At 68.5% G+C, this 25490-nt stretch carries 21 protein-coding genes and 2 pseudogenes; 19 read left to right on the top strand and 4 right to left on the bottom strand.

Annotation, left to right across the window (positions count from 1 at the left end; all coding sequences use genetic code 11):
• Positions 1-87 precede the first annotated feature (87 nt).
• Positions 88-519, bottom strand: a complete 432-nt coding sequence (locus QUW25_RS01170) for a hypothetical protein (RefSeq protein ID WP_289510404.1) — start codon at positions 517-519, stop codon at positions 88-90.
• A gap of 45 nt (positions 520-564) precedes the next feature.
• Between QUW25_RS01170 and QUW25_RS01165 the strand changes: the two genes are divergently transcribed.
• On the top strand, positions 565-1275 hold the full coding sequence (locus QUW25_RS01165) for an ECF transporter S component (RefSeq protein WP_289510403.1): 711 nt from the start codon (positions 565-567) through the stop codon (positions 1273-1275).
• A 202-nt stretch (positions 1276-1477) separates the two neighbouring features.
• A complete protein-coding gene (locus QUW25_RS01160; RefSeq protein WP_289510402.1) occupies positions 1478-2278 on the top strand; it encodes a YebC/PmpR family DNA-binding transcriptional regulator in 801 nt (266 codons plus the stop codon).
• Positions 2279-2699: 421 nt separating this feature from the next.
• Here the strand turns inward: QUW25_RS01160 and QUW25_RS01155 are convergent, their stop codons facing one another.
• Positions 2700-2966, bottom strand: a complete 267-nt coding sequence (locus QUW25_RS01155; protein WP_289510401.1) for a hypothetical protein — start codon at positions 2964-2966, stop codon at positions 2700-2702.
• A gap of 118 nt (positions 2967-3084) precedes the next feature.
• Between QUW25_RS01155 and QUW25_RS01150 the strand changes: the two genes are divergently transcribed.
• The 13 genes and pseudogenes from QUW25_RS01150 to QUW25_RS01090 form a co-directional block, all read left to right on the top strand.
• Positions 3085-4368 (top strand): aminotransferase class I/II-fold pyridoxal phosphate-dependent enzyme, encoded by a 1284-nt coding sequence (locus QUW25_RS01150; protein ID WP_289510400.1) that lies wholly within the window; start codon positions 3085-3087, stop codon positions 4366-4368.
• A gap of 142 nt (positions 4369-4510) precedes the next feature.
• Positions 4511-5296, top strand: a complete 786-nt coding sequence (locus QUW25_RS01145) for a tetratricopeptide repeat protein (RefSeq protein ID WP_289510399.1) — start codon at positions 4511-4513, stop codon at positions 5294-5296.
• Between the two features lie 20 nt (positions 5297-5316).
• Positions 5317-5619 (top strand): STAS domain-containing protein, encoded by a 303-nt coding sequence (locus tag QUW25_RS01140; protein WP_289510398.1) that lies wholly within the window; start codon positions 5317-5319, stop codon positions 5617-5619.
• 38 nt (positions 5620-5657) lie between these two features.
• Positions 5658-6338 carry a Sec-independent protein translocase subunit TatA/TatB gene (locus tag QUW25_RS01135; RefSeq protein ID WP_289510397.1) on the top strand — a complete coding sequence of 227 codons (681 nt, stop codon included), beginning with the start codon at positions 5658-5660 and terminating at the stop codon, positions 6336-6338.
• Between the two features lie 3 nt (positions 6339-6341).
• Positions 6342-7130, top strand: coding sequence for a twin-arginine translocase subunit TatC (tatC, locus tag QUW25_RS01130; protein WP_289510396.1), 789 nt, complete (start codon positions 6342-6344; stop codon positions 7128-7130).
• Positions 7131-7142: 12 nt separating this feature from the next.
• A complete protein-coding gene (locus tag QUW25_RS01125) occupies positions 7143-9638 on the top strand; it encodes a DNA topoisomerase I (RefSeq protein ID WP_289510395.1) in 2496 nt (831 codons plus the stop codon).
• A 358-nt stretch (positions 9639-9996) separates the two neighbouring features.
• Positions 9997-11841 (top strand): glycoside hydrolase family 2 protein, encoded by a 1845-nt coding sequence (locus tag QUW25_RS01120; protein WP_289510394.1) that lies wholly within the window; start codon positions 9997-9999, stop codon positions 11839-11841.
• Between the two features lie 488 nt (positions 11842-12329).
• On the top strand, positions 12330-12965 hold the full coding sequence (tmk, locus tag QUW25_RS01115; RefSeq protein ID WP_289510393.1) for a dTMP kinase: 636 nt from the start codon (positions 12330-12332) through the stop codon (positions 12963-12965).
• Positions 12962-14092, top strand: a complete 1131-nt coding sequence (locus tag QUW25_RS01110; protein ID WP_289510392.1) for an ATP-binding protein — start codon at positions 12962-12964, stop codon at positions 14090-14092. The genes tmk and QUW25_RS01110 overlap by 4 nt, the downstream gene beginning before the upstream one ends.
• Entirely contained in the window at positions 14071-15561 is a 1491-nt protein-coding gene (locus QUW25_RS01105; RefSeq protein WP_289510391.1) for a PSP1 domain-containing protein, read from the top strand. The genes QUW25_RS01110 and QUW25_RS01105 overlap by 22 nt, the downstream gene beginning before the upstream one ends.
• Positions 15562-16213: 652 nt before the next feature.
• Positions 16214-17140, top strand: coding sequence for a ribokinase (locus QUW25_RS01100; protein WP_289510390.1), 927 nt, complete (start codon positions 16214-16216; stop codon positions 17138-17140).
• Positions 17133-17660: pseudogene (locus QUW25_RS01095) on the top strand (nucleoside hydrolase); the annotation flags it as partial. The gene QUW25_RS01100 and the pseudogene QUW25_RS01095, both read left to right, overlap by 8 nt.
• Positions 17654-18085, top strand: a pseudogene (locus QUW25_RS01090) (substrate-binding domain-containing protein); the annotation flags it as partial. The pseudogenes QUW25_RS01095 and QUW25_RS01090, both read left to right, overlap by 7 nt.
• Before the next feature lie 57 nt (positions 18086-18142).
• On the opposite strand, the gene QUW25_RS01085 reads toward QUW25_RS01090, so the two are convergent.
• Complete coding sequence (locus QUW25_RS01085; RefSeq protein ID WP_289510389.1) at positions 18143-20701, bottom strand: transglutaminase domain-containing protein; 2559 nt, start codon at positions 20699-20701, stop codon at positions 18143-18145.
• Positions 20702-20808: 107 nt separating this feature from the next.
• Between QUW25_RS01085 and QUW25_RS01080 the strand changes: the two genes are divergently transcribed.
• From QUW25_RS01080 to rsmI, 3 genes are all read left to right on the top strand, one after another.
• Positions 20809-21246, top strand: a complete 438-nt coding sequence (locus tag QUW25_RS01080; protein WP_289510388.1) for a 6-pyruvoyl trahydropterin synthase family protein — start codon at positions 20809-20811, stop codon at positions 21244-21246.
• 107 nt (positions 21247-21353) lie between these two features.
• Entirely contained in the window at positions 21354-22397 is a 1044-nt protein-coding gene (locus QUW25_RS01075; protein WP_289510387.1) for a glycoside hydrolase family 5 protein, read from the top strand.
• Entirely contained in the window at positions 22397-23257 is an 861-nt protein-coding gene (gene rsmI, locus QUW25_RS01070; RefSeq protein WP_289510386.1) for a 16S rRNA (cytidine(1402)-2'-O)-methyltransferase, read from the top strand. Before QUW25_RS01075 ends, rsmI begins: the two co-directional genes overlap by 1 nt.
• A 46-nt stretch (positions 23258-23303) precedes the next feature.
• Here rsmI and QUW25_RS01065 read toward each other — a convergent pair whose 3' ends face one another.
• Positions 23304-23642, bottom strand: a complete 339-nt coding sequence (locus QUW25_RS01065) for a helix-turn-helix transcriptional regulator (RefSeq protein ID WP_289510385.1) — start codon at positions 23640-23642, stop codon at positions 23304-23306.
• Positions 23643-23877: 235 nt separating this feature from the next.
• On the opposite strand from QUW25_RS01065, the gene metG reads away from it, so the two are divergent.
• On the top strand, positions 23878-25485 hold the full coding sequence (gene metG, locus QUW25_RS01060; protein ID WP_289510384.1) for a methionine--tRNA ligase: 1608 nt from the start codon (positions 23878-23880) through the stop codon (positions 25483-25485).
• Positions 25486-25490 lie beyond the last annotated feature (5 nt).

Genomic DNA, 25490 nt, shown 5'->3' with positions numbered 1-25490 from the left:
ATGAAACCATGGTGACAATCTACCCTGTCACCTTTGTCATCACTCCCGTCAGCCCCGCCACCCCGCGCGAAGAATCGGCGGCGACGCCTAGAACAGCAGGAACGGCTCGCTCTCCGCCATGGAGTCCTCGTCGATCTCCTCGAGGTCGTCGTAGTGCCCGTGCCCGTCGTCCTCATCCTCGTCCTCGCCCCACGCGTAGGCGTTGGCAAAGTCGCTGTCCTCGTCCACTACGGGCAGCGCGCTCGTGATGCTGCAGAGGCCGTTCATGGCGGGGACGATCTTCTGCCACTGGCAGATGACGGGCTCGGTGGGCGCGGCCTCCAGCTCGGTGAGGGAGTCGAGGTAGATCTCGTGCGCGCCGTCAAGAAGGTCGGAGCTCTTGCGAATCTGCTGGAAGTGCTCGGCGAACTTCTCCATGGCCTGCTCGGCGTCCTCGGCCTCCACGATGCAGGGCATGAGGCAGTAGTTGTCCTTGCTGTCCGAGTCGTCGTTGTAGCTGAAGTTGCCAATGTACAGCATGGTGTCCTCCTTGCCGGCTGCCTGCGCTATGGCAAACTGGTACCCATGATTGTCCGCTCGCAAACATCTGGCGCGCTCGCCCGCGCTTTTGCCGCCGCTGAGGTGCCGGCGCTTCTTGCCGTGCCGGTGGTGATGGTCGCGCTCGCCGCTGCGGACGTTTCCGCGTCGGCGGGACTCACGTTGCTCGTGGCGCTTCTTGCCCTCGCGCTCATGCTGGCGAGCTTTGAGGCATCCAGGCCGGCGCTGCGCCAGCTCATGCCCACCGCGGTGCTCGCCGCCGTTGCCGCCGCGGGGCGCGTCCTCTTTGCGCCGGTGCCCGACGTCAAGCCCGTCTCGGCCATCGCCATCGTGGCGGGTGCGGCGCTCGGGCGGAGGAGCGGCTTTGTGGTGGGCGCCCTGGCGGCGCTCGTCTCAAACTTCTTCTTTGGCCAGGGACCGTGGACGCCCTGGCAGATGTATGCGTGGGGCCTCGTGGGCTACGTCGGGGGAGTGCTCGGCGAGAAGGACTTGCTCTCGCATGGCGTTGCGCTCTACGGCTGGGGCTTTCTCTCCGCCCTCGTCTACGGCCTCATCCTGAACGGCTACCACGTGCTCGGCTACGTGCACCCGCTCACGTGGCCTGCGGTGGTCGCCGCCTGCGTGGCGAGCCTCCCGCTCGATGTGACGCACGGGGTGGCGACGGTGGCCTTTCTCGCCGCGATCTGGCTGCCCTGGGGCGGGTCCATCCGCCGCGTGGTTGCCAAGTACGAGCTGTGAGAGGCGCCGCCTTCTCACAGGGCCTTATGCCGAGAAAAGCCGCCGGCTGTACCAATTCCCGGCGCGCCTCCCCGAATCCGGTACACCCGACGGCTTTTCTCGGCGCGCCCCCTTGGAAACCGTTGCACCAGCCCTTTACAACGGCACGACGCTTCGCTATCGTAGGCATGTTTCATGCCATGAATCAACGAAGGGGATGTGCATGTCCGGACACTCTAAGTGGGCAACCACCAAGCACAAGAAAGCCGCTATCGACGCCAAGCGCTCGTCGCTCTTCTCCAAGCTCTCCCGCAACATCACCGTTGCGGCCAAGCTCGGCGGCGACCCCAACCCGGACAACAACGCGACGCTTGCCGCCGCTGTGGCCCGCGCGCGCATGGTCTCCATGCCCAACGCCAAGATCAAGGCGGCCATCGACAAGGCCTTTGGCTCCGGCGCCGACGCCGCCAACTACGCCGAGATCACCTACGAGGGCTATGGTCCCGCCGGCGTGGCCGTCTACGTTGACTGCCTGACCGACAACAAGAACCGCACCGCCGCCGACGTGCGCTCCGCCTTCTCTCACTCCGGCGGCTCGCTCGGCACCTCCGGTTCCGTTGCGTTCCAGTTTGAGCGCAAGGGCTCCATCGCCGTCGACAAGATCATCAAGTCCGAGGACAAGAAGGTCGCCGACCGCGAGAACGCCGTGGACGAGGACGAGTTCATGATGGCCGTGGCCGAGGCTGGCGGCGAGGACTACGAGGACGCCGGCGAGGAGTGGATCGTCTGGACCGCCTACGACAAGATGCAGGACGTCCAGAAGGGTCTCGAGGCCCAGGGCATCGAGGTCAAGGGCTCCGAGCTCACCATGGTCCCCACCACCCCGACGCAGGTCTCCGTGGCCGACGCCAAGAAGGTCCAGCGCCTCGTTGACCGTCTCGACGAGCTTGAGGACGTCCAGAACGTCTACCACACCATGGACATGACCGACGAGATCGTCGCCGCCCTGGAGGCCGACGAGTAGCGCTCGTCCCATACGCAGTCTGGACCGCCCGGTCCTTCTCCCAGCTCATTGCGCTTTGCGCAAAAGTCGCTCGGCGAGAAGGACCGGGCGGTCTGTCATTGCCGAGAAAACCCCGCCTCTGTACCAGTTTCTGGAAAGTGCGCCGAGAAAAATCGCCCTCTGTACCATCGCCGCTGGTTTAAGGCCCCGGCGGGACGGCTCTGGTGCCAGCAAGACGGTACAGCCCACCGGGTTTTATCGGCAGCTGACGGTACAGCCCCCGGGTTTTATCGGCACGAGGCCCATGGGGTGGTGCAGCCTCCGGCTTTTTTCGGCAAGGGAGCGCGGGCTCTGGTACAGCCCCCATCTTTTCTCGGCGCGATCACGAGAAAGTGGTACAGAGGCCGGCTTTACTCGGCACCGCCGGCAAAGAGGCCCCGCGCTACTCCACCGTGCCGTAGACACCTGCCCAGCCATGGCCGACGAGGATCGAGTTGAGCTGGTCGCAGAGCCGCTGGCGCGTGTAGGTGCGCGAGGGGAGGGCCTCCACCACCTCACGCAGGTCGTCACAGAGGTCGAAGATCTCCGCGCGGGCCACCACGTCGAGCTTGGAGCACGTGGCAAGCGACGAGATGCCGGGCGCAAACACGGCGTTGACCACGCGCTGCAGCTCGCCGTAGTCCTCCGAGCGGATGTCGGTGCCAAACATGGCGCCCTCCCTGTAGACCCTGTAAGCGTTCGTTTTCGTCTGGAACATGGTAGCAGCCCCCGGCTCGCTTGCGTCTATACTATGCGAGACAAACGCTGGGAACCTGAAGGAGGACCCCATGGCATCTGCCTACCAGAAGATGACCGACGCCGAGCTCGACGCCGCCCTCGCGGACCTCGAGCGCCAGGCGGATGAGCTGCGCGCCCTGAACCTCAAGCTCGACATGGCCCGCGGCAAGCCGAGCCCCGAGCAGACCGCGCTCTCCAAGCCCATGCTCGACCTGCTCACCAGCGAGTCCGACCTTTCCGACCAGGGCGTTGACGCCGATAACTACGGCGCGCCCGACGGCCTGCCCTCCGCGCGCGCCCTTGCGGCGGAGCTGCTCGGCGTGGACGCGGCCAACGTCTCCGTGATGGGCTCCTCGAGCCTCAACCTCATGTACGAGTGCGTGCTCCACGGCTACATCCACGGCATCGCCGGCGAGAAGCCCTGGTGCCAGCAGGGCGAGGTCAAGTTCCTCTGCCCCGCGCCCGGCTACGACCGCCACTTCACCGTGACGGAGAGCTTTGGCATCCAGAACGTCCCCGTGCCCATGCGCGAGGACGGCCCGGACATGGACGTGGTCCGCGAGTACGTGGAGAAGGACGCCACGGTCAAGGGCATCTGGTGCGTGCCCAAGTACGCCAACCCCACCGGCGTGACCTACTCCGACGAGGTCGTTCGCGCCTTCGCCGCGCTCAAGCCCGCGGCTCCCGACTTCCGCATCTTCTGGGACAACGCCTACGCCGTCCACACCTTCGAGGGCGAGGGCGACGAGCTCATGAACATCTTTGATGCCCTTGCCGAGGCGGGCGCCGAGAACCGCGTCTACGAGTTCGCCTCCACGGCCAAGGTGACCTTTCCCAGCTCCGGCATGGCGTGGGTCACCGCGAGCCCTGCCGACATGGCCGAGCTGCGCGGCGCCTTTGCCGCCATGCGCGTCTCCCCGGAGAAGATCTCCCAGCTCGCGCACGTGCGCTTCCTGAAGGACGCAGCTGGCGTGGCCGAGCACATGAAGAAGCACGCCGCGCTCGTGGCCCCGCGCTTCGCGCTCGTGGAGAAGAAGCTCACGGACGGCCTCGCGGACCTCGACGTGGCCACGTGGACGCACCCCAAGGGCGGCTACTTCGTCTCCTTCGAGGGTCCGGAGGGCTCGGCCAAGGCCATCGTCGCCCTCGCCAAGGAGCTCGGCGTCACGCTCACGCCCGCCGGTGCCCCCTGGCCCTACGGGCGCGACCCGCGCGACACCAACATCCGCATTGCCCCCACGTACCCGAGCCTCGATGAGCTCGGCCAGGCGCTCGACGTCTTTGTCGTGGCGGTCAAGCTCGTCTCCGCACGTCTGGCCAAGGCCGAGCGCTAGCCTGGCCAGACTCTCGTGAGCTGCCGTGCGCCGGGTGCGCGGGACCCCGCGGAGGGGGCCTGTCACGCCCGGCTCACAGAGTTCTGTTATTATCGGCCGCGCACGGCGCTCACGGCGCCACCCAATCGAAAGGTGTTGCTTCATGTCCAACAAGAGCAAGTCCTCGGCCAACAAGCCGCAGTCGGGGGCAAAGTCTGCGCGCAAGCCCGGAGAGCTCTCCCGCTTCCAGAAGATTGTCATCGTGCTCTTTGTGGTCGTCTTTGCGCTCTCCACGCTCGCCGGTGCCCTTGCCTCGGTGTTCCAGTCCACGCAGTCTGGCGAGAGCGTGGAGCTCAACGTTGAGTCCATCGACGCCCAGTACGAGGGCGATGCCGCGGACCTCGAGGCCAAGGTCAGCGAGAACCCCGAGGACAGCGAGTCCCTGCGCACGCTCGGCGACACGTACATGACGTGGGGCACCTACGTCACCGTCCTCGCCACCACCGATGAGGAGACCTCGCATGCCAACGAGCTCTTCGACAAGGCCATCGCAACGTATGACAGCCTCCTTGCGCTCGGCGAGAACTCGGACGTCAGCGTCAACCGCGCGATGTGCGAGTACTACCAGGGTGACACCTCGACCGCCATCAACGACCTCGAGGCGCTCACCGAGTCTGACCCCGACTACGCCTCCTCGTGGCTCAACCTCGGCGTCATCTACCAGGCCCAGGACGAGAACGAGGATGCCATCGCCGCCTACGAGAAGGCCGTGGAGCTTGACCCGGAGGGCGAGCAGGGCGTCAAGGACAGCGCCGAGAGCCGCATCGAGTCCCTGCAGGAGACCTCTGACGAGGATTCCGACGGAACCTCCGGCGAGGGTACCTCTGACGACGGCACCTCCGGCGAGGGCGCCTCTGACGAGACGAGCTCCGACGACTCGGAGAACTAAGGAGAACTAAGGAGAAGCCCATGAGCCTTTCCATCACAGCCAAGAGCGGCGTCGTGTCCGTGGCGGGCGAGGTCGACGTCTCCAATGCCGACCAGCTGCGCTCGGCGCTCGACGCCCAGCTTGAGTCCGGGAGCGCTGAGCTGAGCGTGGACCTCGCCCAGGTTCCCTACATCGACTCGACCGGCATCGGCGTCCTCGTGGGCGCCGCGCACCGCGCCGCCGAGAAGAACGTCCGCTTCGAGGTCGTCCGCCCGCAGAAGAACGTCGAGCGCGTGCTCGGGCTTCTGGGCGTCTCGGCCGACCTCAACGTCCGCGAGGCATAGCGTAGCTGCCGGGCAGCGAGAAGGAAGGAACCTGGCACGTGTTTGGCATAGGAGAGACCGAGCTCGTTCTCATCGTGCTCTTTGCGTTCATGATCTTTGGCCCGGACAAGCTCCCGGGCATGGGCCGCACCCTCGGGCGCGCGCTTAGGCAGTTCAAGAACGCCCAGGAGGGCTTCACGGAGGTCGTGCAGACCAACATCGTGGACCCCGCTGCCGAGGCGATGAGCGACACGCCCAAGCGTCCCAACCGCAAGCGCCACGAGGAGTATGACGAGGACTCCGACCTCGAGCTCCCCGAGGGCGAGGAGGCGGAGCGCCCCAGGCGCACGGAGACCTTTGCCGAGCGCAAGAAGCGCCTGGCCGAGGAGAAGGCCGCCCGCGAGGCCGCCGAGAAGGAGGCCGCGTCCGCTGCGGAGGCCGCTCCCGCCGACGAGGACGCCGACAGGGACGACTCCGCATCGAGCGCCGACCAAAACACCCCTGCCGGCGAAGCCGCCAACGACCCCCAGCCCACCCCCGCTCCCAGCAAGCCGACCGTGAACGATCTCTACACGATGAAGCGTCCTTCTCGCCCCGCCGCGAGCGCCGGCAGCGCCGAGGTCTCCCTCGACGCGAGTCGCGAAGCGAGCGAGGCGCACAGCGCCGAGCGCCGAGCGGTCGAGGGAGACCTCGGCGCTGCCGGCGCCGCTGCAGCCACGACCGACGAGAAGGAGGCCTAAACCATGCCGATCGGACCCGCGCGCATGCCCATCATGGATCACCTCGGCGAGCTCCGTCGCCGCGTCACCATCATCGTGGTCTCTGTGATCGTCTGCGCCCTTGTCGTCTACATGGCCACGCCCACGCTCATCGAGATGATGATCGACCAGATTCGCGAGGCCATGCGCGGCGGTGACCTCTACATCTTCACCGTGCTCGGCGGCTTTACCATCCGCTTCAAGGTGGCCCTGTTCTTCTCGGTCATTGTGTGCTGCCCCATCATCATCTGGGAGGTCATGGCCTTCTTCCTGCCGGCGCTCAAGCCCAACGAGCGCAAGTGGGTCGTCCCCACGGTTGCGGCGATGGTGGCCCTGTTCTTCCTGGGCATGGTCTTCTGCTTCTTTGTGATCCAGCCCGCCGCCTTTGGCTGGCTGCTCGACCAGACCTTTGAGTTTGCGCAGAGCATGGCCAACGCCGAGGACTACCTCAACATCTTCATGCTGCTCGAGATCGGCTTTGGCCTTGCCTTCCAGCTGCCGCTGCTGATCTTCTACCTCTCGATCTTCCACCTGGTGCCGTACAGGACGTTCCGCTCGCAGTGGCGCATCGTCTACGTGGCCTTCATGGTGCTCTCCGCCGTGGTGACGCCTGATGCCTCCCCCGTGACCATGGTCCTCATGTTTGCGGTGCTGATCTTCCTCTACGAGGCCGCGCTCGCGGTGGCGCGCTTCATCATCGTCGCGCGCGACGGCAGGGAGGCCCTCAAGTGGTCCCGCGAGGACTACGAGCAGCGCGAGTTTGACAAGCTCTAGGCAGGTGACGCTTTGAGGCTCATCATCACCGAGAAGAACGACGCCGCCCAGCAGATCGCGAGGCTGCTCTCGGCCTCTGGCAAGCCCAAGGCCGACAAGGTCTACAACACGCCCGTCTATCGCTTCACCTGGGACGGTGAGGACTGCGTGACCATCGGCCTGCGCGGCCACATCCTCAAGGTTGACTTTCCGGTCCAGCTGACCTTTGACGACAAGAACGGCTGGCAGGGCCTCACGGCCGATGGCGAGCTGCTCCCGGCAGACGTTCCCGACGGCCTTGCGCGCCCGCCCTACAAGTCCAAGCGCAAGCCCTTCATGGCAAACGGCGTGAATCTCAAGGGTTGGAAGATCGCCAGCCTCCCGTATCTGGTGTGGGCGCCCATCGAGAAGCTCCCCGCCGAGAAGGAGATCATCCGCGCGCTCAAGAACCTCGCCAAGAAGGCCGACAGCGTGATCATTGGCACGGACTTTGACCGCGAGGGCGAGCTCATCGGCTCGGACGCCCTGCGCCAGGTGCGCGAGGTGGCGCCCGACGTGCCCGTCTCGCGCGCCCGCTACTCCGCGTTCACGCGCGCCGAGATAGATCACGCCTTCTCCAACCTCGTGGAGCTCGACCAGGACCTCGCCGACGCCGGCGAGTCCCGCCAGTACATCGACCTCATCTGGGGCGCCGTTCTCACGCGCTACCTCACGGCGGCGCGCTGGAGCGGGCTTGGCAACGTGCGCTCGGCCGGCCGCGTCCAGACGCCCACGCTCGCCCTCGTGGTTGAGCGCGAGCGCGAGCGCCTTGCCTTCAAGCCCGAGGACTACTGGGTCATCCAAGGCCAGGCCGAGAAGGACGGCGATGCCGCGGGCCCCTTCCGCATCACGCACGCCACCGCCCGCTTCTGGGACCAGGCCGAGGCCCAGACCGCCTTCGGCCACGTTGAGGGCGCGACGGAGGGTCGCGTGACGGCCGTGGAGCGCAAGAGCCGCACCCAGCGCCCGCCCGCTCCGTTCAACACCACGAGCCTCCAGGCGGCCGCCGCTGCCGAGGGCATCTCGCCCGCGCGCACGATGCGCCTGGCCGAGAGCCTCTACATGGACGGCCTCATCTCGTATCCGCGCGTGGACAACACCGTCTACCCCACCTCGCTCGACCTGCGCGAGTGTGTCCGCATGCTCTCCACGGTGCCGGCCTACGGCTCCGTGTGCCACGAGCTGCTCAAGCAGGACAAGCTCACCGCAACCCGCGGAAAGCAGGAGACCACCGACCACCCGCCGATCTACCCCACGGCGCCGGCGTCCCCGGACAAGCTTCAGCCCGCGGAGTGGAAGCTCTACAACCTCATCGCGCGGCGCTTCCTGGCCACGCTCATGGGTCCCGCCACCATCGAGGGCACCAAGGTCACCCTCGACGTTTCCGGCGAGCCCTTCACGGTGACGGGCAGTGTGCTCGTCTCGGCGGGCTTCCGTGCCGCCTACCCCTACGGCCTCAAGAAGGACGACCAGCTCCCGGCCCTTGCCGAGGGCGACGTGGTGGCCGTCAGCGAGATGGAGCTTCTCGGCAAGCAGACCGAGCCCCCGGCGCGCTACAGCCAGGGCAAGCTCATCCAGGAGATGGAGAAGCTCGGCCTGGGCACCAAGTCCACGCGCGCGAGCATCATCGACACCCTCTACGAGCGCAAGTACTTCCGCGGCGACCCGGTGGAGCCGAGCCAGCTGGGCATGGCCATCATCGACGCCCTGACGCAGTACGCGCCACGCATCACCTCGCCCGAGATGACGGCCGAGCTCGAGGCCGACATGACGCACGTTGCCGAGGGAGCCGAGACGCAGGAGCAGGTGGTCAACCACTCTCGCGCGCTTCTCGCCGGCCTCATGGACGCGCTCGTGGAGCACACCGAGGACCTCTCCGAGCAGATCGCCGACGCCGTGACGGCCGACGCCAAGATCGGCGTGTGCCCCAAGTGCGGGCGCGACCTCGTGGTCAAGACCTCGGCCAAGACGCGCGGCAGCTTTGCGGGGTGCATGGGCTGGCCGGAGTGCGACGTCACCTACCCGCTGCCGCAGGGAAAGATCATTGCCCTGGAGGGCGAGGCGGCCGTGTGCCCGGAGTGCGGCGCGCCGCGCGTGAAGGTGCAGCCGTTCCGCAGCCGCGCGTACGAGGTGTGCGTGAACCCCGCGTGCCCCACCAACCGCGAGCCCGACGTGGACGTGGGGGAGTGCCCCGCGTGCCGCGAGGCCGGGCGCTCCGGGCGCCTGGTTGCGCACAAGTCCGAGAAGAGCGGCAAGCGCTTCATCCGCTGCACCAACTACGACGAGTGCGGGACGAGCTACCCGCTGCCCGCGCGCGGCGCGCTCGAGGCCACGGGCGAGACCTGCCCGGACTGCGGCGCGCCGATGGTCGTGGTGACGACGGCGCGCGGTCCGTGGAAGCTCTGCCCCAACATGGACTGCCCCGGCCGCGAGAAGAAGGCCGCGGCCCCGAGGCGCGGCGCGCGCCGCGGGACGAGGAAGAAGTCCTAGCCGCGGGTTCTTCTCGGCGCTGCCTGACGCCTTGTGCCTGCGCCGGCCTTCTTGGTCCCTGACGCTTTGCCCCGGTTTTGGGCAACATCTTTGATGCAACGTCCCCTCTCGCATCAAAGATGTTGCCCAAAACCTGTTTTAACGTGCCATATGCGGCAAAACGAGGCGAGAAGGACCTCGCGCTGCGGGACCGATATAAAAAATGTGGCCCAATACCAGCTAATATGACACGGAAACGGCCGTCGGCAGAGCGCGCGGGACCTCTAAAACGCAAAACTTCCTAAACCGTGCGTGTCATCCTCTGCGCCACGCGCCCGCTCCCTGTGTGAGAATAGGGCCTACGACCAAAGGAGGCGCGATGCTGGACGTGAGACGGGTGCTCGTCAAGGGGCTGCGCAAGCCCGACGAGCCCGAGCTGGCCGAGCTCTGGACCCCGTGGGGCGAGAAGATCGCGGCGGGCGAGAAGGACGTGGCCTCGTGCTCCCATCCGCGCCCGCTACTCGCGCGCGCCACGTGGGCCTCGCTCAACGGTACCTGGGAGTGCGCCTTCGTGGACGCCCCGGACGCAGCCGACGCCTGGCGCAGCGCGGAGCCGCCGGCGGACGGTGCGGCGTGGCAGCCCATCCTCGTGCCCTTCTCGCCCGAGGCGCCGCTCTCGGGGGTTCGCCGCCAGCTCAGGCCCGATGAGCTGCTGTGGTATCGCCGCTCGTTTGAGGCGCCCGAGCTCGCGGCGGGGGAGCGGCTCGTCCTGCACCTCGACGCGGTGGACTGGGCGTGCTCCGTCTACGTGAACGACCAGCGCGTGGGCGAGCACGTGGGTGGCTACCTGCCCTTCTCGTTTGACATCACCGACGCGCTCCGGCCGGGGGAGAACCGCCTGGGGCTCTGCGTGCACGACCCGTCCGAGACGGGCACCCAGCTGCGCGGCAAGCAGCGCCTGGCGCGCGGCGGCATCTGGTACACGGCGCAGAGCGGCATCTGGCTGGATGCGTGGTACGAGGTCGTGCCCGCGGCGCACGTGGTCGGGCTCTCCTATGAGCCGCAGCCGGACGAGCGGCGCATGGTGCTTCTCGCCCGCGTTGAGGGGAGCGGGACCCTTGACGTGCGCCTGCTGGACGAGGGCCGAGAGATCGCCCGCGTCATCAAGGTCGTTGCCGAGAAGGGCGACGTCCGCCTTGAGCTGCCCGTCTCCAACCCGCGGCTCTGGAGCCCGGACGACCCGCGCCTCTATGACGTTGAGGTCTCGTTTGGCACGGACCGCGTGCGGAGCTACTGCGCCTTCCGCACCGTTGAGGTGCGCCCGGACGCGCACGGCACGCCGCGCGTTCTTCTCAACGGCGAGCCCGTCTTCCTGCGCGGCGTGCTCGACCAGGGCTATTGGCCGGACGGGCTCATGACGGCGCCCTCGGAGGAGGCTCTGGAGCACGATGTCCGCACCATGCGCGAGCTGGGCTTCAACCTGCTGCGCAAGCACATCAAGGTGGAGCAGGGACGCTTCTACGCGATCTGCGACCGGCTGGGCATGCTCGTCTGGCAGGACATGGTCTCCGGCGGCGGCACCTACAGCGCGGTGCACACGAGCTACGTGCCCACGCTGCTTCGTGCGAGCTGGACGCGCGGCACCGACGAGGGCGAGCGCGCGCACCGGCGGCTCTCCTCGGATGACAGGCCGTATCGCCACGAGTGGCGGCGGACCTGCGTGGACACGGTCAAGCTGCTGCGTGAGCACCCGTGCGTCGTGGGCTGGGTGCTCTTCAACGAGGGCTGGGGGCAGTTTGACGCGTGCGAGGCGGCCGACGCCGTGCGCAGGCTCGACCCCACGCGGCCGATCGACGCCACGAGCGGCTGGTACGACCGCCGCTGCGGGGACTTCTTCAGCGTGCACAACTACTTCCGCCCGCTCGCGGTCTGGCGCGACCCGGCACGGCCGCCGCGCGCGTTTGTGATCTCCGAGTTTGGCGGCGTGAACTGGGTGGTCCCGGACCATGGCTGCATCGCGGGCTCGTATGGCTACGACGCCGCCGCGGACGCGGGCGAGTTTGCCGAGAAGGTCCGCGCGCAGCTGGCCGCCGCGGACGCGCTGGAGCCGGAGGGCCTCACGGGCTTTGTGTACACCCAGCTCAGCGACGTTGAGGCCGAGAGCAACGGTCTTCTCACCTACGACCGGCGCGTCTGCAAGCTGGGAGACGCCCTGCCCGGATAGCCGTCGCCTGCCCGCTCGCTGCCCATCGTTCTTCTCGCCGCCCTTCTCTCGTCATCCCTGTGTCCAAAACACACTAGTTTTGGGTTTTGACCTTTCTCGGTCCTTGCGAAGTCGCTGATTTTGGCGTTTTACGGTGGTTTTGGGCAAAACCTTTTATATCGCATGGGCCCGATTGAGCTTGTGCGTAATTGCGACCTGCGGGTTTTCTCGGTCGTGCGCTGTTTCTCCTGGTTTTGGGCAAAACAATTGATGCTGGGGGCCGCTACGCATCAAATCTTTTGCCCAAAACCGGGAGTTTGGCTCGGGGCGGGGTCTACGGCGGAGCGGGGGTTTGGCTCGGGACGGTGACGGGGCCGGGTCGCCGTCCGCGCCCGGGGCGAGAAGGGCGTTGCGGCGAGAAGCGCGTCGCTGGTCCCGACAGATGGTTTTCTCGCGGGGCGAGGCACTTGGCGCTACCATGGAAGGGTTACGAAACCAAGGGAGGGTCCATGCGCGCTGACGGTGTCTTCATCACGCTCGAGGGGGCGGACGGCTGCGGAAAGTCCACGCAGGCGGAGCTCATCGCCCCTGCGCTCGAGGTCGCCGGCCGCGAGGTCGTGCGCCTGCGCGAGCCGGGCGGCACCCCCATCTCCGAGAAGATCCGCGCCATCCTGCTCGACCCCGCAAACGCCGAGATGTGCGACCAGTGCGAGCTCATGCTCTACGAGGCCAGCCGCGCCCAGCTCACGCGCGAGGTCATCGAGCCCGCCCTCGCCCGAGGCGCCGTGGTGCTGTGCGACCGCTACTACGACTCCACCTACGCCTATCAGGCCGGGGGCCGCGGCCTCTCCGACGAGCTCGTGCGCCGCGCCAACGCGCTCGGCAGCTGCGGCCGCACGCCGGACCGCACGCTCGTCTTTGACCTCGACCCGGCGACGGCCTACGCGCGCGCCACGGCAGGTGGCGCCGACCGCATGGAGGCGGAGGGCCTCGCGTTTCAGGAGCGCGTCCGCGCGGCGTACCTGCGCCTTGCCCAGGAGGAGCCCGCACGTGTGCGCGTCGTTGACGCATCGGGCGAGAAGAGCGCGGTTCTCGCCCGCGCGCTCGATGCCCTGGCGGACCTTGTGGACGTGGGCCGCCCATGACGCCCGCCGCGCTCGACACCTTCTCCGACCAGGCTCGCGTGTGCGACTTTCTTGCCACGGCCGTTGCCGAGAAGCGCCTCTCGCACGCCTACCTCTTTGTGGGCGCGCCGGGCTCGGGCAAGCACGAGGCCGCCGAGGCGCTCGCCAAGTGCGTGGTGTGCCCGAACGGCGGGGACGCCACCTGCGACGAGTGCCGCCGCGTGGCGCATCGCACCCACCCGGACGTCCGCTGGCTCATGCCCGGCAGCGCGACGGGCTACCTCGTGGCGCAGATCCGCGAGCTCATCGAGGACGCGAGCCTTGCGCCCACACGCGCCCGCTCCAAGGTCTACGTGCTCGAGCGTGCCGAGCTTCTCCGTGGCACGGCGGCAAACGCCCTGCTCAAGACCCTCGAGGAGCCGCCCTCTGGCGTGATGTTCATCCTCTGCGCCCGCACGACGGCCTCGATGCTGCCCACCATCGTCTCGCGCTGCCAGCAGGTGCCCTTCCGCGCCACCTCGCCGCGCGCCGGCCTCGACGCCGTGATGCGCTCCTGCGCCACGGACGAGCGGGAGGCGCGGATCGCGCTCGCGGTGGCGGGCGCCCCCGCCCGGGCGACGGAGTTTCTGCAGTCCACGGCCCGCCGTCAGGTGCGGCGCCTCGTGGTGGGCACGCTTGACGCCCTCGCCCGCGATGACTCCTGGGACGTCCTTCTCGCCGCGCGCGAGATCGTCGCCGCCGTGGCCGTGCCGCTCGCGGACGTGAAGCAGGCCCAGGAGGACGCCCTGCGAGAGACGCAGGACTTTCTCACCTCCGCCGCGCTCAAGCAGGTCGAGGACGCCAACAAGCGCGCCCTCACCGCGCGGGAGCGTTCGGGTATGATGGAGGCCCTGGCAGCGGCCGAGTCCGTGCTGCGCGACGTGCTCGTTCGCTGTGAGGCCGTCGACGAGGCCATCGTCAACGAGGACGCCGCGGCAACGGTCGACCGCATCGCCGCCGGCTGCACCACGGCAGGGGCCCTGCGCGCGCTCGACGCCGTGGCGCGCGCGGCAGACGACCTCTCGCATAACGTATCGCCCCAGCTGACCCTCGAGGTCATGCTGCTTCGCATCAAGGAGGCACTCGCATGCCCACCGTCATTCCGGTGAAGTTCACCTATGCCGCCCGCGACCTCTGGTTCGATCCGGCGGACACGGGCGCCCAGGAGGGCGACCACGTCATCTGCACCACCGAGCGCGGGCGCGAGATTGGCCTTGCCACCGCGGATGCGCGCGAGGTTACGCCCGAGGAGCTCGAGGCCACGATTGGCGGCGCCCAGCTGCGCGCCGTGGACCGCATTGCCACCGATGCCGACCTCGAGCGCGCCGAGGAGCTCGCCCGCCGCGGCGAGGACGCCATGCCCGCCTTCCGCCGTCACGTGGCGGAGTCCGGCCTGGACATGAAGCCCGTGGGCGTTGAGTACCTCTTCGACGGCGAGAAGGCCGTGTGCTACTTTGCCGCCGAGGAGCGCGTGGACTTTCGCCAGCTCGTGCGCGACCTTGCCCGCGAGTTTCACGTGCGCATCGACATGCGCCAGATCGGCGTGCGCGAGGAGGCCGCCATCGTGGGCGGCTACGGTCACTGCGGCCAGGAGCTCTGCTGCCGCCGCTTTGCCACCGGCTTTGACCCGGTCTCCATCCGCATGGCCAAGGAACAGGACCTCCCCCTCAACTCGACCAAGATCTCCGGCGCGTGCGGCCGCCTCATGTGCTGCCTGCGCTACGAGTTTGAGGCGTACCGCGACTTCAAGACGCGCGCGCCCAAGCGCAACGCCGTCATCGACACGCCGCTCGGCAAGGGCAAGATCGTGGAGTACGACACGCCCAAGGAGCAGATCGTCCTGCGCCTTGAGAACGGCAAGCAGATTCGCGTGGCGCTTGCGGACATGACCGCCTCCGAGGCCGCGCACAAGAAGAGCGAGGAGCTGGGCTGCCCGTGCCGCCCGGACACCGTGACGCGCGAGGTGCTCGACCGCCTGGAGTCCCCGGACGTGCAGATGGCCCTTGCCGAGCTCGACCGCAAGAACGGCGTGCTCGCGGAACCCGAGGTGGACGCGTCCGACATCTTCGTGGAGCCCAAGCGCAAGCGTCGCCGCGCCTCGAGTGGCGCGCCGACGGGCGAGCGTGCCGATGCCGCTGCGGCGATGGGCGAGGAGGGCGCCGGCGCAACTCGCCGCCGTCGCAAGCGCCGTCCGGGCGACGGCGGGGCGGGCGCTGCCGAGGACGTTGCCGCGGCGCAGCCGGGCGCCGCCACGACGCGCCGTCGCCGGCACCACCAGGCAGGCGAGGACGCCTCGGGTGACGCCGGATCTCAGCAGGCCGCGGCCCAGGGCGTGCGCCGCACGCGCCGTCCGGGCGACAAGGGCGGACAGCTCGCGGCCGAGAAGGGCACGCAGCCGCGCGGGATGCAGCCGTCGCGCAAGAAGCGCGCGCAGCAGGCCGCGGCCCAGGGAGGCCAGCCGTCTTCGGAGACGAAGCCGCGGTCGGGCGCGGAGGGCGCGGCCAAGCGCCGGCGCCGTCGTCGTGGCGGTCGCGGCAAGGGCGGCTCTGCCGAGGGCGGAGCGCCCGCCGGCGAGTAGCGGGCGGAGGCGCTTCTCGGCCCCTTGCGCTTCATACCCCCTGCGTTTCTCGGCCCCCGTCCGGTTTCCCCGGTTTTGGGCAACAAGTTTGATGCAACGTGTGCTCCTCGCGGTTTCTTTGGTCGCGAGGAGCACGTTTATCTGGGAAAATGCATCTCAAATCTGCTGAGAAGGACCTCAAGGGGCCCCGAGTCGCCTCCGGACATAAAAGGTGTTGCCCAAAACCTCCCGTTATGGTCTCTGGAACGGTGCCCGGGAAGCGCGCGTGGCCGCCAAACCCAAAACCACCCCAACAGGTGCAAAAAGACTTAACCAATCGGGGTCTGGCGCGCGTCATGCCCTTCGTGCCGAGAGAATGCTGTCTCTGTACCAAAATCCAGAACACGCGCCGAGAAAAACCTGACTCTGTACCAGCGTGAATGCACCTAGGGGCCTGTCCTTGGCACAGAGGGCGCATTTAGTGCGCACATCGTGGCCAGGTGGGGTGCAGTCCCAGGGTTTTCTCGGCAGGGAGGCGGCGAGGAGGACGCCGAGGCGAGAAGGCCTCACCACCGCTCGCGGAGCCAAGCGCACCGTTCGCCCGCTCGTACGCTAAAGCGCTTTAGCACAAACGAACGGAATCGAGCTACCCGCAGAAAGGAGGAGAAATCGAATGAACAGCGTTGTTGTGTTTGGAAGCCTGAACATGGACCTCACCATCGAGAGCGAGCGCATGCCGCTGCAGGGAGAGACCATTCCCGGCAAGGGGTTCTTCACCAACCCGGGCGGCAAGGGCGCCAACCAGGCCGTCGCCGCCGCAAAGTCCGGCGTGCCCACCTATCTCATTGGCGCGGTGGGGCAGGACCTCTTTGGCGACCAGCTCGTCTCCGGCCTCGTGGGCCACGGCGTGCGCTGCGACGAGCTCGCTCGCACCAAGGACGTGGAGACGGGCGTGGCCGTTGTGCTCAGGTCTCAGGGGGACAACCGCATCGTCCTCAGTCCCAGCGCAAACCACGCGCTCAAGATTGCCGACGTGGATTCCGCGCTCGACTACGTGGCGCGCAGGGGGGACGTGTTTCTCGCCCAGCTCGAGTGCGACTTCGAGACGACCGTCGCCGCCCTCGCGAGCGCCAAGGCCCGTGGCATGCGCACCATCGTGAACGTGGCGCCGCCGCGCGACCTGCCCGACGAGGCGTGGGCGAACATCGACGTCGTCTGCGTCAACGAGACGGAGTGCGACGCGGTCTGCGGCATCTTCCCCGACGACGAGGACTCGCTCAAGCGCGCCCTCGCGGCCCTTGCCGCCAAGGGCCCGAGCACCGCGATCGTGACGCTCGGCGGGCGCGGCTCCGTTGCGCTGAGCGACGGCCGGCTCATCCGGCAGGAGGCCCTGCGCGTGCGCGCCGTTGACACCACGGCAGCGGGCGACACGTTCATCGGCGTCGTTGCGGCGTCCATGGTCTCGGGCCTTCCGCTCGAGGAGGGGATGCGGTGGGCGTCGTGCGCGGCGGGCATCACCGCGTCTCGCGTGGGCGCCCAGCAGGCGATTCCAACGGCACTGGAGGTAGACGAGTATCTCAAGGAGGCGGGTCATGAGTAAGAAGCCCGTGATCATTGACACCGACCCCGGCATCGACGACGCCGTCGCCATTGCCATCGCCCTCTTCGCCGAGGAGCTCGACGTGCGGCTCATCACCACCGTCGGCGGCAACGTGGGCATCGAGCACACCACCGACAACGCCCTCAAGCTCGTGAGCTTCTTCGGCAAGCGCGTGCCGGTCGCGGCGGGCGCCGCCGAGCCGCTTGTCCGAGAGCTCGTGGACGCGAGCAACGTCCACGGCGCGAGCGGCATGGAGGGCTGGGAGTTCGACGAGCCCGACCGCTCGCTCCTCCTCGAGAAGAACGCGGTGGACGCCATGCGCGACGCCCTGCTCTCCTCCGAGGAGCCCGTGACCATCGTCGCCTTGGCGCCGCTCACCAACGTGGCCCTCACGCTGAAGGCGTATCCCGAGGTCAAGAGCCACATCGAGCGCATCGTCCTCATGGGCGGCACCGCCGCGCGCGGCAACAAGGGCGTGCTCTCCGAGTTCAACGTGGCAACCGATCCCGAGACGGCCGCCTGCGCCTGCGTGGCTACGAGAACGCCCTTGCCGAGCACGGGATTGAGCTGCGGCCCGAGTGGGTGCGCGAGTGCGACTACCACAGCGAGAGCGGCTACCGTGAGGTGGAGGGGCTTCTCGCCACGGGCGTGACGGCGATCTTCTCCACGAGCGACCTCATGACGGTGGGCGTGATGAGCCGCCTGACCGAGCTGGGCGTGCGCGTGCCGGAGGACGTCTCGGTGGTGAGCTTTGACCGCAACGAGGCCTCGGCGCTCTTCCTGCCGGGGATCACCTCCGTGCGCCAGGACGTGGGCCAGCTCGCCGCGCGTGCGTTTGAGCTGCTCATGGACAGAATCAACGGCAGCGCGCGCGAGCCGGGGCTGAGCATCGTGGCGCCCGAGCTCGTGGTGGGCACGAGCGTGGCGGCGCCGGCGGGGGCGTAGGTCCCGTAGGGGCGCGGTGCGGACGGTTTGGGGCCGCAGAGCGTCCGGAAGTTGCCCCTAGGCCAGGGCCGCGAGCCTCAGGACGAGGTCGACGGTGCCCACGGCGTAGCCCCCGCGGGCAAAGAGGCCAACGGGCGCCCCCTCGCCGCGCAGATCGAGCAGAATCGCGAGCGGCAGCAGCTCCGGGTTGGCGAACATGCGCCGGGCAAGGCGCTCGGGTAGCTCGGAGAAGTCGTCGTGGGCAACCTTGGCGTCGGCTCCCGCGGCCATCATTACACCAAGGGCGCGCGAGAGGGTATTATCGTCCGAATCTTCCCTTCGTGTAAGGAGGGTGACGCTAAGCCCCGCGGCGGCAACGTCATCGGCGCGTTCGACGAGCTCGTTGAGCAGGTGCTCGGTGGGCTCCTCGGCGGGCTCCAGGAACGCGACCAGGGCAAGGCCGCCCGCTCCCCCAACCAGCGGCGCGGCATCCGGCAGGGCGATGCGCTGAAGCATGTCCTCGGGCTTCGGCTCGCGCAGGCGCAGCTCCACCTCTGTGGATTCACTAACAGAGAAGACCAGCTCAGAGGCCTGCTGGTTTCCGTTGGGCAGGCGCACCGTGGTGGTGAGGCGGTACGTCCCGGCCGGAACCTCAAGCTCCGCCGGATCGCACCCCCAAAGCTCGAGCTGGTGGAAGCCGTAGAGCACCTGGCCCCCCACCTGCATCTCGGCGCCCAGACGAGCGAGTCCCCAGTCCGTCCCATAGACGAGCGCGCGCCCCTCGGGGGCAACGAGCCGCAGCTCAAAGGTCTTCTCGGCGGCAAGCGCTCCCTCCATGCAGGACCAGCGCCCATCGAGAAGGACCTCTGCCCGCCCGTCCGCGGGCGCCAGGCGCGCCGGCACGCCCAGGCTGCGGCAGGCGGCCACGAAGAGCGTGCGCAGCGTGACGTCGGAGGCCTCCCCGGACGCGAGCGCGCCGATGGGCGTCCCGGCAAGCTTGGCCAGGTGCTCGGCAGGCGAGAAGGACAGGTGCTCGCGCAGCCACGCCCAGGCAGCGGCGGGGCTCGTGCGCACGAGCTCGGAGAGCTCCTCGGGCAGCGCCCCCGGCAGCGCGGGGCGCCAGGCGCTCAGGTGCTCGAGGCCGATGCGCGGGCAGAGCGCAAAGCGCTCCCAGGTCTTGGCGTCAAGGTCGTGGCGCCGCGGAGCGGCGAGCGCCGCGCGGAGGTGTCCCTCCAGCAGCTCGGGCCGGGCGTCCAGGTAGTCCTTCTCGGCAAGGCCGGAGAGAAGCGCCAGGCGCTCCGGCTCGGCGCCGGCGGTGAGGAAGTCGTAGATCGCGTCGGCGTTGCCGCGCGCGGCGTCGAGAATCTGCGCCACGAGCTCGGCGTCGTCGTCCGGGCGAACGAGCGCCGCCTGGCGTGCGAGCTGCGCGGCGTGCGAGCGCATGGCGGCCACGCGCATGGCGCGCGACTCGTCCGCCACGGCCTTGCGCACGCGCCCGCGCGCGGCCTGCTCCGGGGAGAGCGCCTGCGTGGGGGCGGGGTGGTCCTCGGGCGCGCGCACGTCAAGGTCGTGCCAGGCGCCGTCCGTGGCTGCAGGGGCAAGCCGCAGCTCCACCTCGGAATCAGCGACCCCAGCGGCGTCCACGTCCATCTCGGCCACGAGGTCGCCCAGCGAGGCGTGAGCGCGAACGCTGCCGTGACCCAGCTCAACCTCGCAGCGCCCCTTGGCGTCGGCGCAAAGGACGCAGAGCGGGCGCCACCCCGCCATGTTGAGCACCTCAAACGCCACCGCGGCTCCTGCGGCGGGCGTGCCGTCCGGCAGCGTCACCCGCACGCAGAGGTGCGTCGTTGCGGCGTAGCTCTGCGTCACGTTGACGAGCACCGTGCAGCCAATGCGCCCCACCACGTCCTTCTCGCTGCAGCCAAAGTCCGAGAAGAGCCGCGTGGCCACCATCGGGGCGCGCCCGGAGGCCGCCGTGAACCAGCCGCGGTCGAGCGCCTCCTCGGGCTCGCAGGCGCCGAGGTAGTGCCAGGCACCGTTTGCATATGCCTCAACCCAGGCGTGGTTGTCGTCGCAGTGCGCCCACCAGGGCACGTAGAGCTGGCGGGCGGGGATGCCCACCGAGCGCAGCGCCGAGACGAGCAGCGTGGACTCCTCGCCGCAGCGGCCCGCGGCGCCGGCCACCACGCCAAGGGCGCCGAGCGTGCGACCGTCTGTGATCTGGTAGGTGGCCATCTCGGCGCACCAGTAGTTGACCTCTATCACGGCGTGCTCGGCGTCAAGGCCGGCCACACGCGGCGCGAGCTCCTCCCAGAGGGCCTCGCGACAGCGGTCGAGCGGCTCGTTGTTCACGCGCGGGCACGCCACGTAGTGCACAAAGACGTCCTCGGGGAGCCCGGCCGCCGGCCCCTCGCGCAGCATGAGCGCGTGGCGCACGTGGGCGAGAAGCACCTCGAGCGGCGTGTCAAACACGTCCGTGAGCGGCAGCGTTGCCACGAGGTAGCGCATGAGCGCGGCCTCGTCCGCAGAGAGCGGGGCGAGAAGCGCCTCCACCTCGCGGTCCTTCTCGCCCAGAAGGGGGCGTCGGGCGTCGTGGCGGGCGGCTGCGTAGGCGATGAGCTCGGCTGAGAGCGACATGGCTGCTCCTTGGTCACGGGTGCGTGCCCGGACATGGTACCCCATCGCCGCCCTTCTCGCCCCATCGCGCAAGCGCTACGATGGAGCCCCCAACCGAAAGGACCCCCATGTACGGACTCAAGACCGAGGCCAGCTTTGACTCCGCGCACTTTCTTGCGGACTACTACGGCAAGTGCGAGAACCTTCACGGCCACCGCTGGCGCGTGGTGGCCTATCTGCGCGCGGACGAGCTGGGCGCCACGGGCACGCAGCGCGACATGGTCTGTGACTTCGGCGTCTTCAAGCGCGAGGTCCGCGCCCTCGCGGAGGAGCTCGACCACACCTTCCTCGTGGAGGAGGGCACCCTCGCGCCGGCCACGATCGAGGCCCTGACCTCCGAGGGGTTCTCCCTCACGATGCTGCCCTTCCGCACCACGGCAGAGAACCTCGCCCGCCACTTCTGCGAGCGCCTGCGGGGGCGCGGCATGCCCTGCTCGCAGGTTGACGTCTACGAGACGCCGCTCAACTGCGCCACCTACGTGGCGGAGGAGCCGCCCGCCAGATAGCGCCCGCCGCCTGCCCCCAGTTCTGCAAGCATGCGCCGCGCCGCCCGTTGTCTCGCTATACTTGCGGGAGGGGGAGAATGCTGGCCGGGGAGAGACGGAGGTGCGTCATGGGCGGACATTCCCTGCACGGGGTCAACCTGACGGGGTGGCTGACGCTCGAGTCGTGGGTCACGCCCGAGCTCTTTGCCGAGGCAGGTGCCCTTGACGAGGAGGCGCTCGCCCTCGCCCTTGGCCCGAAGCGCTATGCGGAGTGCGTCCGCCGCCACCGGGAGAGCTTCATCACGCGCGAGGACTTCGTCAAGATCGCGGCCCGCGGCTTCAATGCCGTGCGCCTGCCCATCCCCTGGTACGTCTATGGCGAGCAGGGCCCGGAGCCCGGCCCGTACCTGGGCTGCATCGAGCTCGTGGACGAGGCGCTCAACTGGGCCGAGGAGATTGACCTCAAGGTCGTCTTTGCGCTGGCGATAAACCTGGGCGCGCCGCACACGGACAACGGCATCGCGCCGGATAACGCGGACTGCCACGTCACGCGCGACGAGATGCTCGACGTGGTCTTTGCCCTCTCCAAGCGCTACGCCTCCCGCGTGGGGTTCTTCGGCCTCGAGCTTGCGGACGACGTGGTCTCCCAGGTGCGCCGCGGCCTCGCGCTCACGGACGGCACCCCCATCCACCGCCTGCGCAACTACTATCGCGAGGCCTACGAGCTCGTGCGGAGCGCCGCGGGGGAGGACCCCGTCGTCATCCTGCCGGACGGCGGCATCCCGGGCGGCTGGGGCCGCTTCATGGCGCAGCGCCACTACCGCAACGTCTGGCTTGACTGCCACCTCGATCGCGTCACCACGCGCACGGACGTCGCCGGACCCTCCGGCGTGCGCAAGCTCGTGGCCGCTCACGACCGCGCGATCCGCGAGGCGCGCCGCTCCGGCATGCCCGTCATGGTGGGCAAGTGGTCGTCGTCGCTGCCGGTGGCGGACGCCCAGATGACGCCCGAGGGCCGCATCGCGCTCGAGCGCGTCTACACCTCTGAGCAGATCGCCGCCTACGAGAGCTGCCCGGCGTGGTTCTTCAACACCTGGAAGACCTCCGGGATGCTCGGCGGCTGGGACGCGCGCGTGGCTCTGGCGACCTTTGAGCGCGGGATGATCGTCTGATGGGGCCTTCCGGCACGCTCTCCATCGTGGGGACGCCCATCGGCAACCTTCGCGACGCGTCCCCGCGCGTGATCGACACCCTCTCCTCGGCCGATGTGGTGCTCTGCGAGGACACGCGCGTCACCGCCAAGCTCGTGTCCGCCTTTGGGCTGCACGTCCGCCTCGAGCGCTGCGACGAGAACGTCATGGCCGAGAAGGTCGAGGGCGTGCTCGAGCGCATTGCGCTGGGGGAGCGGGTTGCCTTCGTCTCGGACGCGGGCATGCCTGGCGTCTCCGATCCCGGGCAGAGGCTCGTGGACGCCGCGCTCGACGCCGGTCTGCGCGTTGAGGTGATTCCCGGGCCGAGTGCCGTCACCTGTGCGCTTGCCGCCTCCGGGCTTGCGAGCGAGCACTTCTTCTTTGAGGGCTTCCTGCCGCGTCGTGCCGGCGCGCAGCGCTCGCGTCTGGAGGAGCTCGCCTCTGTGCCCGGCACGCTCGTGATCTACGAGAGCCCGCGCCGCGTGGCGGACACGCTCGCCAACGTCGCCGCCGTGATGCCGGGGCGCCGCGTTGCCCTCGCGCGCGAGCTCACCAAGCTGCACGAGGAGGTCGTGCGTGGCGAGGCGTCGGAGCTCGCGGCGACCGTGGCCGCGCGCGAGGAGGTGCGCGGGGAGTGCGTCATCGTGATCGCGGAGCCCAGCGACGATGAGCTCTCGCAGCGTCGGGCTGCCGCGTCTGGTCCGGAGCGCACCCTGGAGGACGAGATCGCCGCGGGGCTTGCGGCGGGAGAGCCCAAGAGCGCGCTCGCCAAGCGGCTGGCCAAGTCCTTCTCGCGGCCGCGTGCCGAGGTTTACGATGCCGTGGTGGCTGCCTCACGCTAGGGTGCGGGCAACAGGGGGCGGCCTTACACCACTTTTCGGGACGCGATTAGCGCCAGCGGCGGCCCTTGGCGTTGTATGCCATGAGGCCGATGAAGTGCTCCCGGATGCTGGGCGGCTGAGCGTTGAAGAGGTCGAGCACCCGCTCGTCCTCCTTGGAGATCGCCGCGAAGCGCCTGCCCGAGTGGGTGTACCCGAGGATGTCGTTGGGCGTGCAGCGGAAAAGCTCGCTGAGCGCGTAGAGCCTCTCGGCGCCCAGCTCGGCACGACCGGTCTCCCATGCGCTATAGGTGGCCTTGCTCACACCAAGCTGACCCGCAACCTGGACCTGCGTGAGTCCCGCTGTGCGACGAATCTGGGCGAGCGCCGTCTTGTGCTTCTTTGGCATGAGAGTCTCCGTTCTGTTGACGAATACTCTCGTTGCCCAAAGCGCAAGAAAGTCTGCGTTCAATAGACTTTCTGCCCGTGTCTGGGCAAAGTACAACGAGACAAGACCTTGTGCCGGCTGTCTTGTAAGAACAGCCAACGAGAAGCTGCCCCATCAGCACGCAAAGAGTACAATCAGAGGGCTTGCGGCCCGCGCCGCGCGCATATGCCATCCCGTCCGTCATGAGGAGCAGCCAATGGCAGAGAAGCCGTCCTACTTTGTCACCACCCCCATCTACTACGTCAACGCCGCGCCGCACCTGGGCACCGCCTACTGCACCCTGCTTGCCGACGTCCAGGCGCGTTTCCGTCGCGCCGCTGGCTACGACGTCAAGTTCCTGACCGGCATGGACGAGCACGGCGAGAAGGTCGCCGAGGCCGCCTCCGAGCACGGCATGACCCCGCAGGAGTGGTGCGACTCCCAGGCCCCGCTCTTCCAGGACCTCTGGCGCGAGCTCGAGGTCTCCAACGACGACTTCATCCGCACCACCGAGCCCCGCCAGCACCACGCGGTCCAGTACCTGTGGGACCGCATGCTGGAGAGCGGCTACCTCTACAAGGGCTCCTACGACGGCTGGTACTGCGTGCCGGAGGAGACCTACTTCACCGAGACTCAGGTCGAGAAGGCCGACGAGGAGCGCGGCACCAAGGGCGAGCACCTCTGCCCGGACTGCGGCCGCCCGCTCGAGCGCGTCCAGGAGGAGTCCTACTTCTTCAAGCTCTCCGCCTTCCAGGACCGCCTGCTCAAGCTCTACGACGAGCACCCCGACTTCGTGCAGCCTGACTTCCGCATGAACGAGGTCCGCAGCTTCGTGGAGGGCGGCCTCACGGACACCTCGGTCTCCCGCACGACCTTCGACTGGGGCATCAAGGTGCCCTTTGACGACAAGCACGTCACCTACGTGTGGTTTGACGCCCTGCTCAACTACATGACCGCCGTGGGCTACAGCCTGGACGACGCCGAGTCCCGCGCCGAGCTCGCCCGCCGCTGGCCCGCCCAGTGCCACCTCATCGGCAAGGACATCATCCGCTTCCACTGCATCCTCTGGCCCGCCATGCTCATGGCCATCGACGAGGCCCTGCCCGAGCACGTCTTCGTGCACGGCTTCCTCACGGTGCGCAACCCCGAGACCGGCCAGGCCGAGAAGATGTCCAAGTCCCGCGGCAACGCCATCGCCCCGCGCGACGTCATCAACCTGCTGGGCGTCGAGGGCTACCGCTACTACTTCATGACCGACGTGGTCCACGGCGACGACTCGGCCATCTCCTTCGAGCGCATGGAGCAGGTCTACAACGCCGACCTGGCCAACAGCTGGGGCAACCTGGTCTCCCGCGCCCTCAACATGAGCGCCAAGTACTTCGACGGCAAGACGCCCGAGTTGGCCGAGGGCTGGGCGCAGGAGGACGGCACGCTCAAGGGCGTTGCCGAGGGCATCTACGACCGCTATGCGAGCCGCATGGAGGTCTTCGACTACGCCGGCGCCAAGGACGTGGTCATGGAGCTCGTCCACGCCGCCAACCACTACATCGAGGACTCCGCGCCCTGGGCCGTGGCCAAGGACCCGGAGCGTGCCGGCGAGCTCGCCCAGATCATCGTGAGCCTGCTCGAGTCCATTCGCATCTCCGCGCACCTGCTCGCGCCGTTCATGCCCGAGACCTCGGCCGAGGTCCTGCGCCGCATGTCGCTCGAGGGCGAGGCCGCCACGGACGACCTGCGCGCGGCCTGTGCGTGGGGCGGCCTTGCCGGCGGCGTGGCCGTGACCAAGGGCGACGCGCTCTTCCCGCGCCTGGACACCAAGAAGTAGGCAAG

It is taken from the genome of Thermophilibacter provencensis (assembly GCF_030372065.1).
Taxonomy (GTDB): Bacteria; Actinomycetota; Coriobacteriia; order Coriobacteriales; family Atopobiaceae; genus Thermophilibacter; species Thermophilibacter provencensis_A.
Note: the sequence above shows the minus strand (reverse complement) of the source record. Positions and strands in the feature narration are given on the sequence as shown.

Excerpts from the sequence above, each read along its gene's own strand:
- QUW25_RS01170 (WP_289510404.1), bottom strand. The coding sequence starts at position 519 with ATGCTGTACATTGGCAACTTCAGCTACAACGACGACTCGGACAGCAAG.
- QUW25_RS01165 (WP_289510403.1), top strand. The coding sequence starts at position 565 with ATGATTGTCCGCTCGCAAACATCTGGCGCGCTCGCCCGCGCTTTTGCC.
- QUW25_RS01160 (WP_289510402.1), top strand. The coding sequence starts at position 1,478 with ATGTCCGGACACTCTAAGTGGGCAACCACCAAGCACAAGAAAGCCGCT.
- QUW25_RS01155 (WP_289510401.1), bottom strand. The coding sequence starts at position 2,966 with ATGTTTGGCACCGACATCCGCTCGGAGGACTACGGCGAGCTGCAGCGC.
- QUW25_RS01150 (WP_289510400.1), top strand. The coding sequence starts at position 3,085 with ATGGCATCTGCCTACCAGAAGATGACCGACGCCGAGCTCGACGCCGCC.
- QUW25_RS01145 (WP_289510399.1), top strand. The coding sequence starts at position 4,511 with ATGTCCAACAAGAGCAAGTCCTCGGCCAACAAGCCGCAGTCGGGGGCA.
- QUW25_RS01140 (WP_289510398.1), top strand. The coding sequence starts at position 5,317 with ATGAGCCTTTCCATCACAGCCAAGAGCGGCGTCGTGTCCGTGGCGGGC.
- tatC (WP_289510396.1), top strand. The coding sequence starts at position 6,342 with ATGCCGATCGGACCCGCGCGCATGCCCATCATGGATCACCTCGGCGAG.
- QUW25_RS01120 (WP_289510394.1), top strand. The coding sequence starts at position 9,997 with ATGCTGGACGTGAGACGGGTGCTCGTCAAGGGGCTGCGCAAGCCCGAC.
- tmk (WP_289510393.1), top strand. The coding sequence starts at position 12,330 with ATGCGCGCTGACGGTGTCTTCATCACGCTCGAGGGGGCGGACGGCTGC.
- QUW25_RS01110 (WP_289510392.1), top strand. The coding sequence starts at position 12,962 with ATGACGCCCGCCGCGCTCGACACCTTCTCCGACCAGGCTCGCGTGTGC.
- QUW25_RS01105 (WP_289510391.1), top strand. The coding sequence starts at position 14,071 with ATGCCCACCGTCATTCCGGTGAAGTTCACCTATGCCGCCCGCGACCTC.
- QUW25_RS01100 (WP_289510390.1), top strand. The coding sequence starts at position 16,214 with ATGAACAGCGTTGTTGTGTTTGGAAGCCTGAACATGGACCTCACCATC.
- QUW25_RS01085 (WP_289510389.1), bottom strand. The coding sequence starts at position 20,701 with ATGTCGCTCTCAGCCGAGCTCATCGCCTACGCAGCCGCCCGCCACGAC.
- QUW25_RS01080 (WP_289510388.1), top strand. The coding sequence starts at position 20,809 with ATGTACGGACTCAAGACCGAGGCCAGCTTTGACTCCGCGCACTTTCTT.
- QUW25_RS01075 (WP_289510387.1), top strand. The coding sequence starts at position 21,354 with ATGGGCGGACATTCCCTGCACGGGGTCAACCTGACGGGGTGGCTGACG.
- rsmI (WP_289510386.1), top strand. The coding sequence starts at position 22,397 with ATGGGGCCTTCCGGCACGCTCTCCATCGTGGGGACGCCCATCGGCAAC.
- QUW25_RS01065 (WP_289510385.1), bottom strand. The coding sequence starts at position 23,642 with ATGCCAAAGAAGCACAAGACGGCGCTCGCCCAGATTCGTCGCACAGCG.
- metG (WP_289510384.1), top strand. The coding sequence starts at position 23,878 with ATGGCAGAGAAGCCGTCCTACTTTGTCACCACCCCCATCTACTACGTC.